A 15408-nucleotide genomic window follows, 5' to 3' on the forward strand; every position below is an offset into this window, starting at 1 on the left:
CATTATCACCGCATGGGTATTTACGAGGATTCCCAATGGCTGGGGGCATTTGAAGCAATTTGAGAAATTCATTGAACAAGGAGAGGGTTTCAGTGGTTATGTACTGACATCAACAGCATCTACTTCTTGCCGACGAGCGAGAAGGGTTCGAGAGCCGCCAAATTTCTGCGTCAGCTTGCGGGGTGAAGGAGGCTAGCGTCGCATGTACCAAAAAACGTATCCTCGAAAAAGAAAACCGCTTGTTCATCGTGGGAACGCTTACGAAGCAGCCAGCTGGCGCTCTGCTCTCGGAAAGGGAATGCTTTCGTGGTGCAAGTAGGATGCTCGAGAAGGGCTTCCTGGCACTCCAGAGCATAAGAAAATCTTTGGCGGTAAGTTTAGATTTTCTAAAACTTCTCGGCTCTTTTTGTTCTCCTTTTTGAACAAACACTATAATCATGCCAGAATGATACATAGGAGGTTTCAGACATGCGATTATGGCACGAAGCGCTTATTCCCCATTTACCCCAGCAACAACTTCTCGGCCAGCATCGGGAATGCTGTGCCTTAAGAGGCAAGGGCTGGGGCAAAAATCATTCTACCGTTAATTATGTGTTTCAGTACAGCCCTTACCATCTTTATTGCTATCATCGGAAAGTTATGGAGGAAATGAAAAAACGTAACTACAACATCGATCCATTATGGATGGACCCTTTTTATCGCGGAAAAAAATGCGAGGCCCATGATAAAACCAGCCTTTATCAAAACATGGAGGACTTCAAGGACGTGTGTTACCGCGAACATGATCGCGCCTATTTAAAGGTGTGCCTGGAGAATCTTGCTGAAAAAGGGGTTACAATTAATCATCCCTTTTGAATGATATAATCACCACACCAATGCAATGTATAAGGCTCAAAATGTTGGCCCTCGATCTTCATTGCGACCGGCACTTCATTAAAAGCTTTGTCACGTTGCCATAAGCGACATGGCATGAGATACGACTTTCGGTACTCAAAGGTTAATGTCTCTAACTCTCGAAGGACTTTTTGGGGTTCTTTCTTAATCTCCTCATTTAACATTTGCCGATGCTCTTGGGAAAGTTCTTGCTTAAAATAACCGAGCAAATGGTATAAGGCATTGGAAAGCTCGGGGAGATCGCCACTTGTCACCGTTTGATACGTGTTTTCCGTTTCTTGAATTTGTTGGTAGGCGGAAAGCAAGTGACGTTGATCCGGGCGGAAATCTTCCCTTATACTCTGGTATTGCTTTTGCGAACAAGCCAATACAAAGTATTTATTGGCTGCCCATACGGATTCGGATGCTTTTTGGATCGTTTTCTTTGAACGGGACAATGGGATGGGGTTCATTGGAGGACTCCTTCCATCATTTTTATAAATACAAGGGAGAGATATCATGAAACTACTTATATTAGGGGCGACAGGTAGGGTCGGGACAGAAATAACACGTATGGCTATTGCAGATCAACACGATGTCAAGGTCTTGGTTCGCAGCCCCGGAAAATTAGCTGTACCCCCTGATGCATTAACGGTTGTTCAAGGGAATGTCTTACATCAAAAGGATCTCTCGGAAGCGATGAACGGTGTAGATATTGTTATTAGTGCGCTCAACACCGACAAAAATGATACATTATCACGAAGCATGCCCCTCATTATCCAAGAAATGAGTGATCAGGACCTCGATAGACTCATTATGGTTGGCACAGCCGGTATTTTAAACAGTCGTACAGAAAGCGAACGCTATCGGTTTCAGTCCAGTGAATCGAAACGTCGATCGACCACTGCTGCTGAAGATCATCTCGCTGCCTATCGGTCTTTGAAGCAATCCGATCTTAAGTGGAGCGTCGTCTGCCCAACGGCCTTAATCGATGGGAGAGCAGAAGGCCATTATCGTGTAGAAAGGGATTATTTACCGGAAAATGGAAAACGAATATCCGTTGGAGACACAGCGGAATTTGTGTATTCGCTCTTAGGTCAAGAAGAGTATATTTATTCAAGGGTAGGCATTGCCTACTGAGTGTTGTCATCCTGTCTGTGTCCAAAATAAGCCTGCAATTGTTTTTTCCGAAAAGAAAAAATCTCTTCAAGACGTTTTCGAACCAAAAGTTTGTGCACGAGCCGCCCGAAAATGGAAAACGGCATGGCATAATGGACGGTATCCTGCATTTCAACACCCCCATTGATCTCGGTGAATCGGTGTTGATGGTGCCAAAAACGGAAGGGACCCAAACGCTGTTCATCTACGAACCGTTCCCCTTCGATCACGTGCGTAATTTCGGTCACCCACTGTACTTGGATCAAGGGGAAAGGACGAATACGATAACTAAGAATCATCCCCGCGTGCATAGGCTCAGTCATATCATCCATCATCTCAAATGACATATCATCAGGTGTAATGCTGGCTAGTTGCCGTGGGTCAGAGAAAAACGTCCATGCTTCCTTGCGCGAGATGGGCAATTGCTGCGTGCTGGTTAATGTGTATATTTTCATCTGTGCGACACCTCGAAGTTATTTCCATTTCACGAGACATTCCATTGCTTTCATATGATGAAAAATCATCGTAATGCAGGGGGCAGACATGGATACCTTCCTGGAATTATTTCGTGAAATGGGTATGCTCTATATCATTTTTATCGTCGGTTGGGTCGCGATGAAAACCGGGCTTCTTCCTGAAACAAGCCGGGGGGTCTTCACCAAGTTGCTGCTGTATGTGACTTTGCCGTGTCTGATTGTGACATCCTTGCACGTCCCGTTTGAAACGGATCGCAGTTTAGGGGTCTTAACATTGCTGATGTTTTCCGCTTATTTTCTCATAAGTACAGCCCTTATCGGAAAATGGACAGCTCGGTGGATGAAACTCCCGCAAAAACGATCCGCCGTTTATGAAAATTTGATATTATTTGGGAACCAAGGATATATCGGAATTGCCATCGTTTTGCAGCTCTTTGGTGAGAATGGCTTATTTTTTGCCATGGTATTTAATATGATTTATTTCATCATGATATGGACATACGGCATTGCTGTAATGCAACGGGGGACGCCGCGTACAGAAAGAGCTTCTCTTTGGGTGAATCCCGGATTTATCGCTACAACCATCGGTCTGTTCTTCTTTTTTCTTCCGATTTCATTGCCGCAAATGTTATATGGCGCCTTCGAAAGCGTTGGCGAAATGACGATTCCGCTTTCCATGCTTTTAATTGGCTGCTTGATGGCTTCTGTTCGTTTGCAGGATTTAAAAGGGTATCTCTGCACTCCATTGTTATGGTGGACGGTGAGTGCACGCCTTTTTGTTCTTCCTTTCCTGCTTTTTTTACCGTTTGTTTTCACATCTATTCCATTTGAGTGGATTGCCATCGCTGCTTTAATTTCCGCAACACCGAGTGCTCCGACCGTTAGTTTATATGCCGAGAATTACGGAGGGGATACAGCTTTTGCATCCGTTGCTGTATTCGTTTCTACACTTGTAGCGGCGATAACGTTACCTCTTTTATTTGGGATTTTTCATATTCTGTATTAACTGCACTAAAACATTGATCGCAAGAATAATGATGCTAATGAGAATAACCCATCTTAGAGTCTCTTCCTCACTTCTGATATAGGTTGCGAGATATGCCCAGATAAAGACGAGGGGATACCAAACGTCCCGGTTCATCCGTGTGAACATCACTGCCACAACAAGCAGGAGGATGAGCATAGCAATGGTCCATCCTAACTCTCCGACACCTAAAAATTGTGTCGCATCGCTTCGAGCAAAGCCCGTAAATACGTTTACAACACTGGCGACAGAGACCCATCCTATATAAATCGAAAACGGAATACGTTCAACCATGCCGCTACTTTCATTTCGCGAAACGGTACGATAAAGAATAATGAGGGAGAGCAACAAAAGAAAGATAACAACGGTTGACATGAAGATATATTCTTGGGTGAATGTGATAATCCAGGCACTGTTTAGAAGAAAGTTGACAGGAATCAACACCTGCGTGTTCTTAAATATCTGCTTCTGTTCACCACGTGCAAAAAGTCCTTTTAAGATCCAGAGAAAAAGGAGGACATAAATCAGACCCCAAATCGAAAACGCATAACTTGCCGGTTGAATCAAAGCCGGTTGCTCATTCGCGACATCACCGACATTCGTAGCTGAGGAATAATTCACGAATAACATCAAAATAAAGAAAATCATGTTCACAATGAATATACGTAGCATCGGTTGCACCAGTTACGCTCCTTCGTATTTGCCGTACTGATGATTGTATTTACTTAATGACACGGAGTTAAACATGATAGGTACAAATATCTCCGAACTACTGGATTCTGAAGGAAGCAGTGAAGAAAGAGAAAATCTCGCCAACTTTCTCATTTACATTGATGAAGACAAGATTGATTAAATCAATGGAATGAGGAACTCCTGAAGCATTCGACGAACGGCAAACCTATGAAGTTTCCATAATTGAATCCGTTTCCCCTGTTGGGGCTTACTTTCGAATAGCTGATTTCTTTAACGTAGATGTTAATGTTATGTAAAAGGAAGTGATTCAAATGGGAACTCCCACTGAAATATCAAATACAATCTTTGATCCTTTAAAAGCCTGGGCAGAAGCATCACCTGGTAGTGCTTTTAGTTGGATTGATTCTGATGTTCGTATATCTAAGAAAAATGGGTGAAGCTGACGAATGGAATTAAAAAGTCTCGTCATTATGTTATTCGGAATAGTATTGTGTGACTTATCCCCAATGACTCGCCTGTTCATAATTTTTTTCATGGAATTTTTTTCGGACATCGGATGTACGTCCACCTTACACGACTGTCTTTCCATGTTCTTCATGATCATCATACGTGTTTAACATCCCAATCGTCTGCCATTGCTTTAAAGGGGTATCATGCTCTTGTTGGTGCGCTTTTTCCTCTATTTCGGGCTAAATCTAACCTTGTGAAATTTCCGCCGTTCTGTATGCAATTTTGAAAAAAACTAAACCATGTCTTCTTTTGCGCATACAATATAGAAGCAAATGCACGACTGCTTGGCCTGACATGGTAAGCATGCTTCCTTGATTTAATTTCTCGGGTTTTGTTACCATATAAACGATTTGTATACCAAAGAACGTCATTTTGTGCTCATATCCTAACATCCCTCTCCCTCTCCCTTTCTTCTACTTCTTCATCCATCACCTGCAAAGTATCGTGCATACCAAGGAGATTTCGTAAAATTTTATCGACATCATTGGTCTTGAATGTGATCTTCACCCAATCCATCAAACACTCTAGACTTTTTTCTCCATCTTTGCTCATCATCCAGCCTCCAATTCTTATAACAAATTCTACCCTTTGTTTATATGGGTATGGTCTGTTCGACCGGCCTCATTAGCTAACTCTAACTGGAGTACTGATCTTAAATTAAAGAGGCGCTTATCCGAAATAAAGCTTGCGCAAAAGGAAGGGGTTTAAACGGTTCCAGGTGTTAGCAGCAGTAAATTTTTTATATGAAAAAATGGATAGACTTGATTTTAAGATGTTAGTCTATCTATAGTAGCTAATGTCGATTATTTTTATGGTAGGTGTTGTCCGCATGATGGATCTCACATACGAAGAGTTAAAAAGGAAAGCCGTCATTCGTCATTTTGTGAATCTGCCTATAGCTATGTTCGTTGGAATTATAATGGCACACACGATACTTAATAACCAGATGCCTACGCTTGTTGAACTATCACCTTATGTAATTGGAGTTTATATAGGTGGGGCGGGTTCTTGGTTTTTCAGGTCAGAAAAAAAGATCGTTGAAAAGGAACGAAAACAACAGGAGAAAAAAAGTACAAAGAGTACAATGAGTATAGTATTGGAATATTTTATAACATTTTTAGCTCTCGTTATTTTTCTATCAATGCTGTCTTTTTATACCTAAAATGAGTTACGCTCTTCAACAAAGTCGCTTTATCCGATTCTTAGACAATCGAGCGCGCTAATCGAATAGAAGGCGTCCATCTGTCAGGAGATATTACTCTGGTAAAATAGTGATGATCAATGCTGCATGAAAGGATTGAACTTAATTAGTGGAGAAACACGGAGAGCATTTACTACAAGAACAACATGGAACAATGAAGAAAGCTGCTGCTTTTTATGACAACCAAATGCTTGATCACCTTAACAATGTAATGAAATGGTTTATATCCCAGCAGGATATGATGTTTATATCAACCGCTGATAGTCGTGGGAACTGTGATTCTTCTTTCCGGGCGGGGACACTTGGGTTTGTTAGGGTAATTAATGAGAAAACACTGATTTATCCCGAATACCAAGGAAATGGTGTGATGGCAAGTTTGGGAAATATCATTGAAAACCCGCATATGGGGCTAATGTTTATAGATTTTATTGAAAATCAAATTGGGTTACATGTTAATGGTAAAGCTTCCATTTTGGAAAACCACCAGTTAACTTTATTAGATATTCCAGATGAGACAATAACGACCATTAAAGAGAAAGAAGGAAAAAAAGCTGAACGATGGGTTGCTATCGAAGTGGAAGAAGCCTATATTCATTGTTCAAAACACATACCAAAGCTACAAAAGCTCAATAAAGAAAAACAAGAGGGTGGAGATATTTTTAAAGTATGGCAAGAGGATAATTAGAATGATACTTAAAGCTGAAGGGCGCATAGTGTGCTCTTTTTTGTGTAAGTAGTATATTATTTGATAGGTGCTCCCACGAGGGATGGTGTCACCTGTTCAATATGCCAAGTCTTTAAACAATCGGAGCGCTTTTGCGGAACAAGGAACAGTGTCCGATAACTTAAGGAAAAGGGTGATAATCATTAAAGGTGATAATCACAACACAATACCTGAACCAAGATGGAGGAAAATATCTCATTGTGGTGGAATGTTTTTTGAAATAGTCTCATTTTTCACGATAAAAGCTACAGTCAAGGTGTTCTCTAAAACTGGGGGCATTTTTCTTGCGAATGTCAGGCAGTAGCCATATTGGAATAACAGTCATGTATTAATACAGTGTTGGGTTTATACATTATGGATTATGGGAAGATTATATTCCGTTTTTAAAATGGCCAACAAAACAGCTTTATTTATAAACGTTCTAAAAAATAAAAAACGCCCGATCCCTTGCGAGAGCAGCGTTTAAGCTGGAGCTTCCTACCGGGCTCGAACCGGTGACCTCATCCTTACCATTGATGGGAAAGGGTTTAAAAGCGTTTTTGCTCATTTTACCGTATCACAATAAAAGAAGCCTTAATCCTTGATATAAAGGAATAATTTTGGACCTCTTATAATGAATGAAAAACGTATTGTGCCAAAAAATGATCCAGTTTCGAATGTTTTGGTGCCAAATTTGTGCCGCTAATGTTTATTGTTAATTTAGTTCTTCACTGGGTAAAAGATGCGATGTTTAAAATAGAGTCGCGAAGCTTTGCTTACACCTTATCGCAATCGGGCATTTGCTAAATAGAAATATCTCGCTACACGATTGTTGAAGATTTATTGTTAGCACTTATGGTACTATTCCATTAATCAACAAGATTTGATGAAAGGAGTGAATGACTTTGAAGGTAGTATCACCTGTTGATGAACTCTCCATTAATACTTTAGAGAAATATGAACACACGTTTAAGGCGTTAGCTGATAAAAAACGATTGCATTAATTCATCTGTTGAGTAGAAGAGGAAAAACTTGTGTCTGTGACCTGACAGAAGAGTTAGATATGAGTCAATCGAAGCTATCTTACCATCTAAAAATACTGATGGATGCTAACCTTTTGGTTAGGGAAACCAAAGGGACATGGAGTTATTATGAGATTAATGAAGGTGAAATGGATCGGGTACTCTCAGATGAATTATGTTGTGTGTTTAAACCTGGATTCAATAAGTGTTAGTAACTTTTTGAACAAAATAAATCAAATAAAATTGATTATATAGGAGAGGTATGTATGACCAACGTGCACATTGGGTTAAACGTGAGAGATTTAGAGAAGAGTAAAGCCTTTTATGAAAATATGCTTGGCGTTACGCCTGCAAAGGAAAAACACGATTATATTAAGTTCCTAACGGCTGATCCAAATTTGAACTTAACTTTAACACCAGCAGAACAAGTGGAAGGAAATCATATTAACCATTTAGGCGTACAATTGGGGAGCAAGGATGAAGTGACCAAACATAAAGAAAGGCTTGAAAAAGTTGGGTTCTTTGCTCGAGAAGAAATGGATACAACATGTTGCTAGGCTCTCCAAGATAAGTTTTGGGTTACGGATCCTGATGGGAACGAGTGGGAATATTTTTATACAAAGGATGACGTAGTAGAAACTGAAGATACATGTTGCGCAGGTTAATTTCCCATGCAACTTTTATGTAATCATGAAGGCGGCCACTGGCTGCCTTTAATAGGGTATATACCATACTCTTAGAGAAAGAAACACTTGATATCGTAAGGGAGAACGCATACGTTGATTTCAATCATTTTAGCATCTGCTATATTTATCATTACGCTCGTTTTGGTCATCTGGCAGCCTAAAAACCTTAATATTGGTTGGTCTGCCTGTGGTGGTGCCATTGTTGCACTACTTCTCGGTGTTGTTTCTTTTGGCGATGTCCTTGAAGTAACAAGCATTGTTTGGAATGCCACCTTAACGTTTGTCGCTGTTATCATTATTTCTTTGATTTTAGATGAGATAGGCTTTTTCGAATGGTCGGCCCTCCATATGACGCGTGCGGCCAAAGGAAATGCCGTGCTCATGTTTGTATATGTCTGTATCTTAGGTTCCATCGTCGCTGCATTTTTCGCCAATGACGGTGCGGCTTTAATTCTAACGCCCATCGTTTTAGCCATGGTTCGCTCTTTGAATTTTAACGAAACGATGGTGTTTCCATTTATTATTGCGAGTGGATTTATTGCCGATGCCACCTCGCTACCGTTGATTGTAAGTAACTTAGTCAACATTGTTTCGGCGGACTTCTTTGGGATTGGATTTATTGAATATGCAACACGGATGATTGTTCCTAATTTCTTTTCATTAGTGGCCAGTATTCTTGTTTTGTATCTATACTTTAGAAAGAGCATTCCGAAACGATACGATTATGAAAAACTGCAAAAGCCTGTAACAGCCATTAAAGATGAAAAAATGTTCCGGGTCTCGTGGTTTGTTTTAGCAGTATTATTAATTGGATATCTCGTTAGTGAGTTCCTACATATTCCTGTATCCATTGTTGCGGGAATGATTGCCCTTATCTTTTTGGGGATTGCTAGCAAGAGCCCTGCTGTCGCTACACGCTCCGTCCTCAAGGGTGCACCATGGAACATTGTCTTTTTCTCGGTTGGGATGTATGTCGTTGTGTTTGGTCTGCAAAATGTTGGCTTAACGGATGTTCTAGCTTCAGGACTTGAATATGTTGCCCAACAAGGTGTTTTTGCGGCAACCATGGGTATGGGCTTTTTAGCAGCCATTCTGTCTTCCATAATGAATAATATGCCTACGGTCATGATCAATGCCATAGCGATTGATACGACAGCTGCAGCAGGACTCATGAAAGAAGCAATGGTTTATGCAAATGTGGTCGGTTCTGACTTGGGGCCAAAAATTACCCCGATTGGTTCGTTAGCAACACTATTATGGCTACACGTTCTTACGCAAAAAGGCGTGAAAATATCTTGGTGGACGTATTTTAAGACAGGCATTGTTATTACATTACCCGTCTTATTTATTACGTTGCTCGGCCTCTATCTCTGGTTAATGATCATTAGTTAAAGAAAAGGAGAGAACCCATCATGTCGAAAAAAACGATCTATTTTATTTGTACAGGGAACTCATGCCGCAGCCAAATGGCCGAAGGATGGGCCAAACAATATTTAGGTAAGGAATGGAATGTATACAGTGCAGGTGTTGAAGCTCATGGTTTAAATGCAAATGCAGTAAAAGCCATGAGCGAGGTCAATATTGATATTTCTAATCAAACATCAGACGTTATTGATACGGACTTATGGAATGACGTTGATATGATTGTAACCCTTTGCGGCGATGCGGCGGATCGTTGTCCGATGACACCGCCGCATATACGCCGTGAACATTGGGGGTTTGATGATCCGGCGAAAGCTGAAGGATCAGATGAAGAGAAGTGGCGTGTATTTCAACGAGTACGGGATGAAATCGGCCACCGTATACAACAATTTGCGAAAACGACATGATAAGTTCATGAAATTTATATGAACACTACATACTATCTGGATCATGCGTATGAGTTGAATCATTCTTTTTTTAAAAAGCTCTTGACCCTGTAGGTGGGTACAGACTCTATAATGATAACTGAGGAGGGAAAGGACATGAATGGTCTAACGATAAGTCAAATAGCAAAACGCTCTAACGTTAATATTGAGACAGTGAGATATTATGAAAAACGTGGACTTATTTCTGAACCTCCTCGAACGGAATCTGGATACCGGAAGTTTCCGCAAGGCGTTATTAAAGACATCCAATTTATTAAACGTGCACAAGATGTTGGGTTTACGCTTGAAGAAATAAAAAAGCTGTTATTAGCTTCTAATAATGAAGACTTTCATTCAGAAGAAGTATACGAATTTGCGATGAATAAAATCCAAGAAAATGAGAAAAAAATCCACGATTTTAACCATATGAAATCATTATTAGAGGAATTAGCAGCACAATGTCCAGGTTCAGGTGTTCCTAAAGACCAATGTCCAATCATTACAAACCTATCTGAAGGAGAGATCGAAGATGGCTGAAAAATTAGTTGAAGTATTTACGTCAGGTTGTCCTATCTGTGAAAGGACTGTAAAACAAGTCAAAGACCTTACGCAATATAGTGCTGAGCATGAAGTGGTGGTATATGATTTGAATAAGAAATGTGACACCAACGAATGTGAAGATAAGGCTAAGGAGTATGGGGTTCAATCGGTCCCAGCAGTCGCAATTGACGGGAAATTAGCGGATTGCTGCAGCAATAATGGGGTTAATTTCGATACGTTAGAAGCTGAAATACTGGGTAAATAATTCACCAGAACAGGGGAACAATGCGTGCATATTTACTATTTACGGTTTTTAATCTGCAGCACCGTACTTCACAGGCGCTTTCCTTTAATTAAGGATTGCGCCTTTTTAAGAATGAAAATCCTGAACAGTAATATGGAGTTATGCCTATATTGGAAAATGGCTAGCCCCTATACTAAACTTAAGATGGCCTTCCATAATACGAATGGGTGCAAATGGAATAATTGAGCCCAACTATTGGAAAAGGGTTATAGTGGAATAATGGAGATCGAAAAGTCTCTGGAGCATCCGATAAAACTGTATTTCCATGGCAAGCATTTTTTAACTGATTTACAATGAATCCGACAAGCGTTTAAAAAAGTAGAATATGGAGTGGAGAGCAAAATAAGGTGGTACGAGCTGCACGAAAACATTTTTGAGAAAGGTGGAAAACATTGAATCATATTCGTATTAACATTCAGGGAATGAAGACATAGTGGGCGCTCTCAAGTTCTTCATCAATGATTATCACTTTATCGAAAAATGCTTGAAATATGCTTGTTCTTGAGAAGAATGTCATACGGTATTTCTGCAAGAACCAGGCGTCCATGACAACACCCCTACCGTTCGATTGTAACCTTTTTAAATCTGATACCGAAAGGGCTGTCCCAATGGTGAATGACCTTATGAGGCAGCCCTTTCATGTTTGAAACACGATATGGCGACCCGAGTGATAGGTAACTAAATGTTTGAACCCCACCCTAATCTGATCCATGCCCTATTATTTTTACTTCTTGACGGAATATAGTAATTGATGTCTATTTTTCTGAAATGGTCACTTTCCCTAATTAACAAGCATAAATAAATGACATAGTGTCATCACTTATTGATAGGAGGCCCAAGTAATGATTTTAACATCGATTGATTTAGGTTTAATATCTGAACATTTGAATATACACCAGGATGTTATTAGAAAATTAAAGTCCTATTATTGCCTAGCGAAAAATCCACAATTACAGCAAATTATTTATGAGCAGGTTTTAATTATGCGTAACCACGCAGATGTGATGCTAATGTTGATGGATCCTGAACGAAATGAGGAAGTCGATGTATCAGCGTTACATCAACTGCAACCTACCGACATTCCATGTAAACAAAGCTTTTCTTATATGAATGAACAAAATATTGCCTTTGAGGCACGTAATACAGCAATGACAATGGCTCAAGATAATTTTAACTCTTCCTTAAGTATGAACGCACAGAATGTAAGGAATATTCATTTACAAATGGCTCTACAACAATTTGGGTTACAAAGCAGATATAGTGATTTTATTGAATCAAAAGGGTGGGATTATGCTCCAAATGCCTCGATTCAAGAGCAGATACATGCGCTAAAATCATTTCAACAAATGTATTATAATCTATGAATATAGCCATTCCTGTGCCGATCATAATGATCGGCACAAATAGCTTAATACCTCTATCATTTTGCGCGGGGGATACGCTGGCTATTCCCCTGGACCCCTTGGAGAAACGAAGCTAAAGGTATGGGGAATACTTGAAATGTACTCGTTCTTGAGAAATCCTCAAGGTTTATTCACCCATATCTTTCCCAAACAATTGCAGGCATATTGTCAACGAATGATTAAATATCTGAAAACTTCTATAATTTCGGCGATGTCCGCCCCAAAATGAACCATTAGACACGTTCTAGTAAAAGCATGTTCTCAATAGAATGGTAGCGTAAAGGAGGGACAGGCCCTTGCGCAGACCATATCACTACTCACATGCCTTCTCAGTATCGAAATCGAATGTTCAGTCGATCTTTATGGTAGCCGTCACTTCGATCGTTGGGACCTTTCTTATTATTGCTATGCTAACGACTGCGGGTAATCATCATCGCTTTTCTTCATCAGTCCTTCATGATTGGACGAAAGAGGCACAAAGTGATTGGTTTATCCATTTATTAGGGGCTGAAAATCGGTCTTATCTAGATGCAACGCAAAATCCTTCTACCCCCAGTTTGACCACAACAGCTATAGAGCTTGCCACGAATATGAATTTGAATGATCCACGCACATTTCTGGGAAGAGAGATTCCCGGTTTTTCAGGTTTTGACAATACGCTTGTAATCGCTGGGCAAGGAACTGACTTTACAAATATGCCCATGGAATCTCCTCCCCCTTCCGAGGAACATCAATATGAACAACCCAGTACTGATGGAGGTGAAAGGGGAGAGACAGTAGACGATGATCCCCCTGAGATTTCCGATGAAGAACCGATCATTCATCTCTTACATTCACATAGCCGTGAGTCTTTTTTGCCTGAAATCGAAGGAGACGATCCAAACCATCAGGAAATTAATATTGTTCAGGTTGGCAACTATCTAGCCGATAATTTTCGCGAATATGGGCTTCCTGTAGAAGTGTCTGGTAATGACATTCAACAGAAATTAAATGAGCGAGGATGGGATTACAACCAATCTTATGAGATATCTCGCGAGATTCTTGTGGAAGACATGGAAGAACATGACGAACTCAAATTTTTCTTTGATCTTCACCGTGACTCTGTAGAACGAGAACATACTACAGCTACAATTAATGGTGAAGTTTATGCGCGAACATTTTTTGTTATCGGGGAAGACCATCCGGATTATGAACATAATTTGAAAATGGCGACAGAAATCCATCACCGCCTGGAGGATAGGTGGCCGGGATTAAGCAGAGGAGTCATGACCTCCGGAGGAGCCGGCGTGGATGGAGTTTATAATCAGGATTTATCACCGAATTCGATGACCATTGAATTTGGAGGGGTGGACAACACGTTTGAAGAAGTCTATCGCAGTGCCGACGCAGTTGCTGAAGTTATACAAGAATATATCTACGAGGAACTTGAACGTTAGACTTGGGGCTGTTCCTCTCCTCCTCTTCATTAGCCCCAGCCTACAATTCCCGCGTTTTGCTGCTACTTCCACAGTTAGAAGCCCTCTCGCTGTTATAGCAAGAGGCTTTCTAAATGCTTGGGGCTATATCATACTAGGTAAAGCAGATGCCCAAGAGTATTACTTCATTTTGATCGTCTGGCCACACCAGTAGATGAAAGAATTGTTGAAGAACCATGCTTCCATGTGAAAGCAGAAATTATTAACTTGAAATGAACGTAATCCATTTTGGTTGATTCTAGACAGGAGGCCATGTTTTGAATATAAATTTATGTTTTCCTCCTTAAGGGAACCTTCTTTCCATATGTCCCCATTCTCCAAAACCATTCAAAAGGGCCATAGTAAAACGTTTTTAGCCAAAGGTGGCTGAAAATCATTTGTACGACAAATAAAATGATACCTATAAAAAGGGCGAATATATAGCTTGGTTCCATCCAAATTCCGACCCTTTCAAAAATTGTTCTCCCGCTGTGCATAAAAAGACTTACGAATACCAGCGACTGCAAAAGGTAATTGGTGAAAGCCATTTTTCCAACAATAGAAAATGGCAACAAGGCATTTGATAGGGTCGTCGTTCTGCTCGTTCCTAAAAGAATAATGCCCATTAAGATTCCAACGGTTACGACAAACGGATAAAAACTTTCCAGAGGCGTGATGACAAGGGCATCAACCTCATAATAAAGGGCCGTCTTGCCGGAAACACCAACAGTAAGGAAAACCAAAGATAGGAGCCACATTCGCTTTCTCCGTGCTACTGCTTGTGAAAGTAAATCCTTACGATAAGTGTACATCCCAAATAAGAAAAAGCTCAAATGCTCTACCATAGAAGAAAATTCATTAATGAGATATTCGGACCCCGTGGGAGATTCTCCCGGTCCAAGCAGCAAGTCCTTGAGCCACTCGTCTAGAGAAAATGAATGGGGGAAATAATAATTTAGCAAATCCATTCCAATCGTATATCCCACCCAAGAAAACAAAGCCATTGTAAGCAACCACTTCGCTGGAAACTTAATAAAAAAAAGAAGTACATAACCAGCCATGGCATACATAAGCAAGATGTCGCCCGCCCAAATGTAATACCCATGGAGAGCCCCGATTATAAATAGTAGTAGCAATCTGCGGAATAACGTTGGGAATGGATTCAAATTTTTTTTGCTTAGTCTTTCATAAATAAGAATAAGACTGATTCCGAACATAAATGCAAATAATGGCCTGGCGCTATCTTCCAGTAAAATTGACATCAAAGCATCGAGTGATTCATTGATAGAAGATTGGTTTTCCGTCTCTATGGAAGCCAATCCAGAAATATTCACTAAAAAAATAGCTAATAAAGCTAATCCACGCAGTTGATCTAAAATCTCAATTCTATTACCCTGACCTTCATTCTTCACCGATCCCAAATGAGAACCTTCTTTCCAAGTATCTACGTTTTCGAAAGATCTAGTTGGATTTTAAGAAAAAAATATGGAGAAAGAGTGAAGTAGATAAACTTC

17 protein-coding genes and 2 pseudogenes are annotated in these 15408 nt (G+C 40.3%); 13 read left to right on the forward strand and 6 right to left on the reverse strand.

Annotated features, from left to right (window positions below; all coding sequences use genetic code 11):
* The first annotated feature begins 468 nt into the window (after window positions 1-468).
* Window positions 469-855 carry a TIGR02328 family protein gene (locus tag HNR44_RS07930; protein WP_184403634.1) on the forward strand — a complete coding sequence of 129 codons (387 nt, stop codon included), beginning with the start codon at window positions 469-471 and terminating at the stop codon, window positions 853-855.
* Here HNR44_RS07930 and HNR44_RS07935 read toward each other — a convergent pair.
* The gene (locus HNR44_RS07935) at window positions 843-1346 is read right to left on the reverse strand and encodes a DUF1722 domain-containing protein (RefSeq protein WP_184403635.1); all 504 of its coding nucleotides are present in this window, start codon (window positions 1344-1346) and stop codon (window positions 843-845) included. The genes HNR44_RS07930 and HNR44_RS07935 overlap by 13 nt on opposite strands.
* Window positions 1347-1392: 46 nt before the next feature.
* Between HNR44_RS07935 and HNR44_RS07940 the strand changes: the two genes are divergently transcribed.
* Window positions 1393-2013 carry an NAD(P)-dependent oxidoreductase gene (locus tag HNR44_RS07940; protein WP_184403636.1) on the forward strand — a complete coding sequence of 207 codons (621 nt, stop codon included), beginning with the start codon at window positions 1393-1395 and terminating at the stop codon, window positions 2011-2013.
* Here HNR44_RS07940 and HNR44_RS07945 read toward each other — a convergent pair.
* Window positions 2007-2486, reverse strand: a complete 480-nt coding sequence (locus HNR44_RS07945) for an SRPBCC family protein (protein ID WP_184403637.1) — start codon at window positions 2484-2486, stop codon at window positions 2007-2009. The two genes, HNR44_RS07940 and HNR44_RS07945, sit on opposite strands and share 7 nt — an antisense overlap.
* An 88-nt stretch (window positions 2487-2574) precedes the next feature.
* Between HNR44_RS07945 and HNR44_RS07950 the strand changes: the two genes are divergently transcribed.
* Entirely contained in the window at window positions 2575-3513 is a 939-nt protein-coding gene (locus HNR44_RS07950) for an AEC family transporter (RefSeq protein WP_184403638.1), read from the forward strand.
* Here the strand turns inward: HNR44_RS07950 and HNR44_RS07955 are convergent.
* The 3 genes from HNR44_RS07955 to HNR44_RS07965 all read right to left on the reverse strand — a co-directional run bounded on the left by HNR44_RS07955 (window position 3484) and on the right by HNR44_RS07965 (window position 5289).
* Window positions 3484-4212 (reverse strand): tryptophan-rich sensory protein, encoded by a 729-nt coding sequence (locus tag HNR44_RS07955; protein ID WP_184403639.1) that lies wholly within the window; start codon window positions 4210-4212, stop codon window positions 3484-3486. The genes HNR44_RS07950 and HNR44_RS07955 overlap by 30 nt on opposite strands.
* A 319-nt stretch (window positions 4213-4531) precedes the next feature.
* Window positions 4532-4777, reverse strand: a complete 246-nt coding sequence (locus tag HNR44_RS07960; RefSeq protein ID WP_184403640.1) for a hypothetical protein — start codon at window positions 4775-4777, stop codon at window positions 4532-4534.
* Window positions 4778-5112: 335 nt separating this feature from the next.
* Complete coding sequence (locus tag HNR44_RS07965; RefSeq protein WP_184403641.1) at window positions 5113-5289, reverse strand: hypothetical protein; 177 nt, start codon at window positions 5287-5289, stop codon at window positions 5113-5115.
* A 274-nt stretch (window positions 5290-5563) separates the two neighbouring features.
* On the opposite strand from HNR44_RS07965, the gene HNR44_RS07970 reads away from it, so the two are divergent.
* From HNR44_RS07970 to spoIIP, 10 genes and pseudogenes are all read left to right on the forward strand, one after another.
* Window positions 5564-5896 (forward strand): hypothetical protein, encoded by a 333-nt coding sequence (locus tag HNR44_RS07970; RefSeq protein WP_184403642.1) that lies wholly within the window; start codon window positions 5564-5566, stop codon window positions 5894-5896.
* Window positions 5897-6089: 193 nt separating this feature from the next.
* Window positions 6090-6620: a pyridoxamine 5'-phosphate oxidase family protein gene (locus HNR44_RS07975; RefSeq protein ID WP_184403643.1), complete on the forward strand. Its 531-nt coding sequence runs from the start codon at window positions 6090-6092 to the stop codon at window positions 6618-6620.
* Between the two features lie 917 nt (window positions 6621-7537).
* Window positions 7538-7872: pseudogene (locus HNR44_RS07980) on the forward strand (ArsR/SmtB family transcription factor).
* A 54-nt stretch (window positions 7873-7926) separates the two neighbouring features.
* A pseudogene (locus tag HNR44_RS07985) lies at window positions 7927-8325 on the forward strand (ArsI/CadI family heavy metal resistance metalloenzyme).
* Between the two features lie 114 nt (window positions 8326-8439).
* On the forward strand, window positions 8440-9738 hold the full coding sequence (locus HNR44_RS07990; RefSeq protein ID WP_221434253.1) for an arsenic transporter: 1299 nt from the start codon (window positions 8440-8442) through the stop codon (window positions 9736-9738).
* A gap of 20 nt (window positions 9739-9758) precedes the next feature.
* The gene (gene arsC, locus HNR44_RS07995; protein WP_184403644.1) at window positions 9759-10175 is read left to right on the forward strand and encodes an arsenate reductase (thioredoxin); all 417 of its coding nucleotides are present in this window, start codon (window positions 9759-9761) and stop codon (window positions 10173-10175) included.
* Window positions 10176-10310: 135 nt separating this feature from the next.
* Window positions 10311-10730, forward strand: a complete 420-nt coding sequence (locus tag HNR44_RS08000; protein WP_184403645.1) for a MerR family transcriptional regulator — start codon at window positions 10311-10313, stop codon at window positions 10728-10730.
* Window positions 10723-10998: a thioredoxin family protein gene (locus tag HNR44_RS08005; RefSeq protein WP_184403646.1), complete on the forward strand. Its 276-nt coding sequence runs from the start codon at window positions 10723-10725 to the stop codon at window positions 10996-10998. The genes HNR44_RS08000 and HNR44_RS08005 overlap by 8 nt, the downstream gene beginning before the upstream one ends.
* Window positions 10999-11879: 881 nt before the next feature.
* Window positions 11880-12401 (forward strand): spore coat protein, encoded by a 522-nt coding sequence (locus tag HNR44_RS08010; RefSeq protein ID WP_184403647.1) that lies wholly within the window; start codon window positions 11880-11882, stop codon window positions 12399-12401.
* A 335-nt stretch (window positions 12402-12736) separates the two neighbouring features.
* Window positions 12737-13876 (forward strand): stage II sporulation protein P, encoded by a 1140-nt coding sequence (gene spoIIP / locus HNR44_RS08015; RefSeq protein WP_184403648.1) that lies wholly within the window; start codon window positions 12737-12739, stop codon window positions 13874-13876.
* A gap of 308 nt (window positions 13877-14184) precedes the next feature.
* On the opposite strand, the gene HNR44_RS08020 is transcribed toward spoIIP, so the two are convergent.
* Window positions 14185-15306, reverse strand: a complete 1122-nt coding sequence (locus tag HNR44_RS08020) for a DUF418 domain-containing protein (RefSeq protein WP_343069461.1) — start codon at window positions 15304-15306, stop codon at window positions 14185-14187.
* Between the last annotated feature and the right edge of the window lie 102 nt (window positions 15307-15408).

The organism is Geomicrobium halophilum, assembly GCF_014207655.1.
In the GTDB taxonomy this organism is placed as follows: Bacteria; Bacillota; Bacilli; order Bacillales; family Marinococcaceae; genus Geomicrobium; species Geomicrobium halophilum.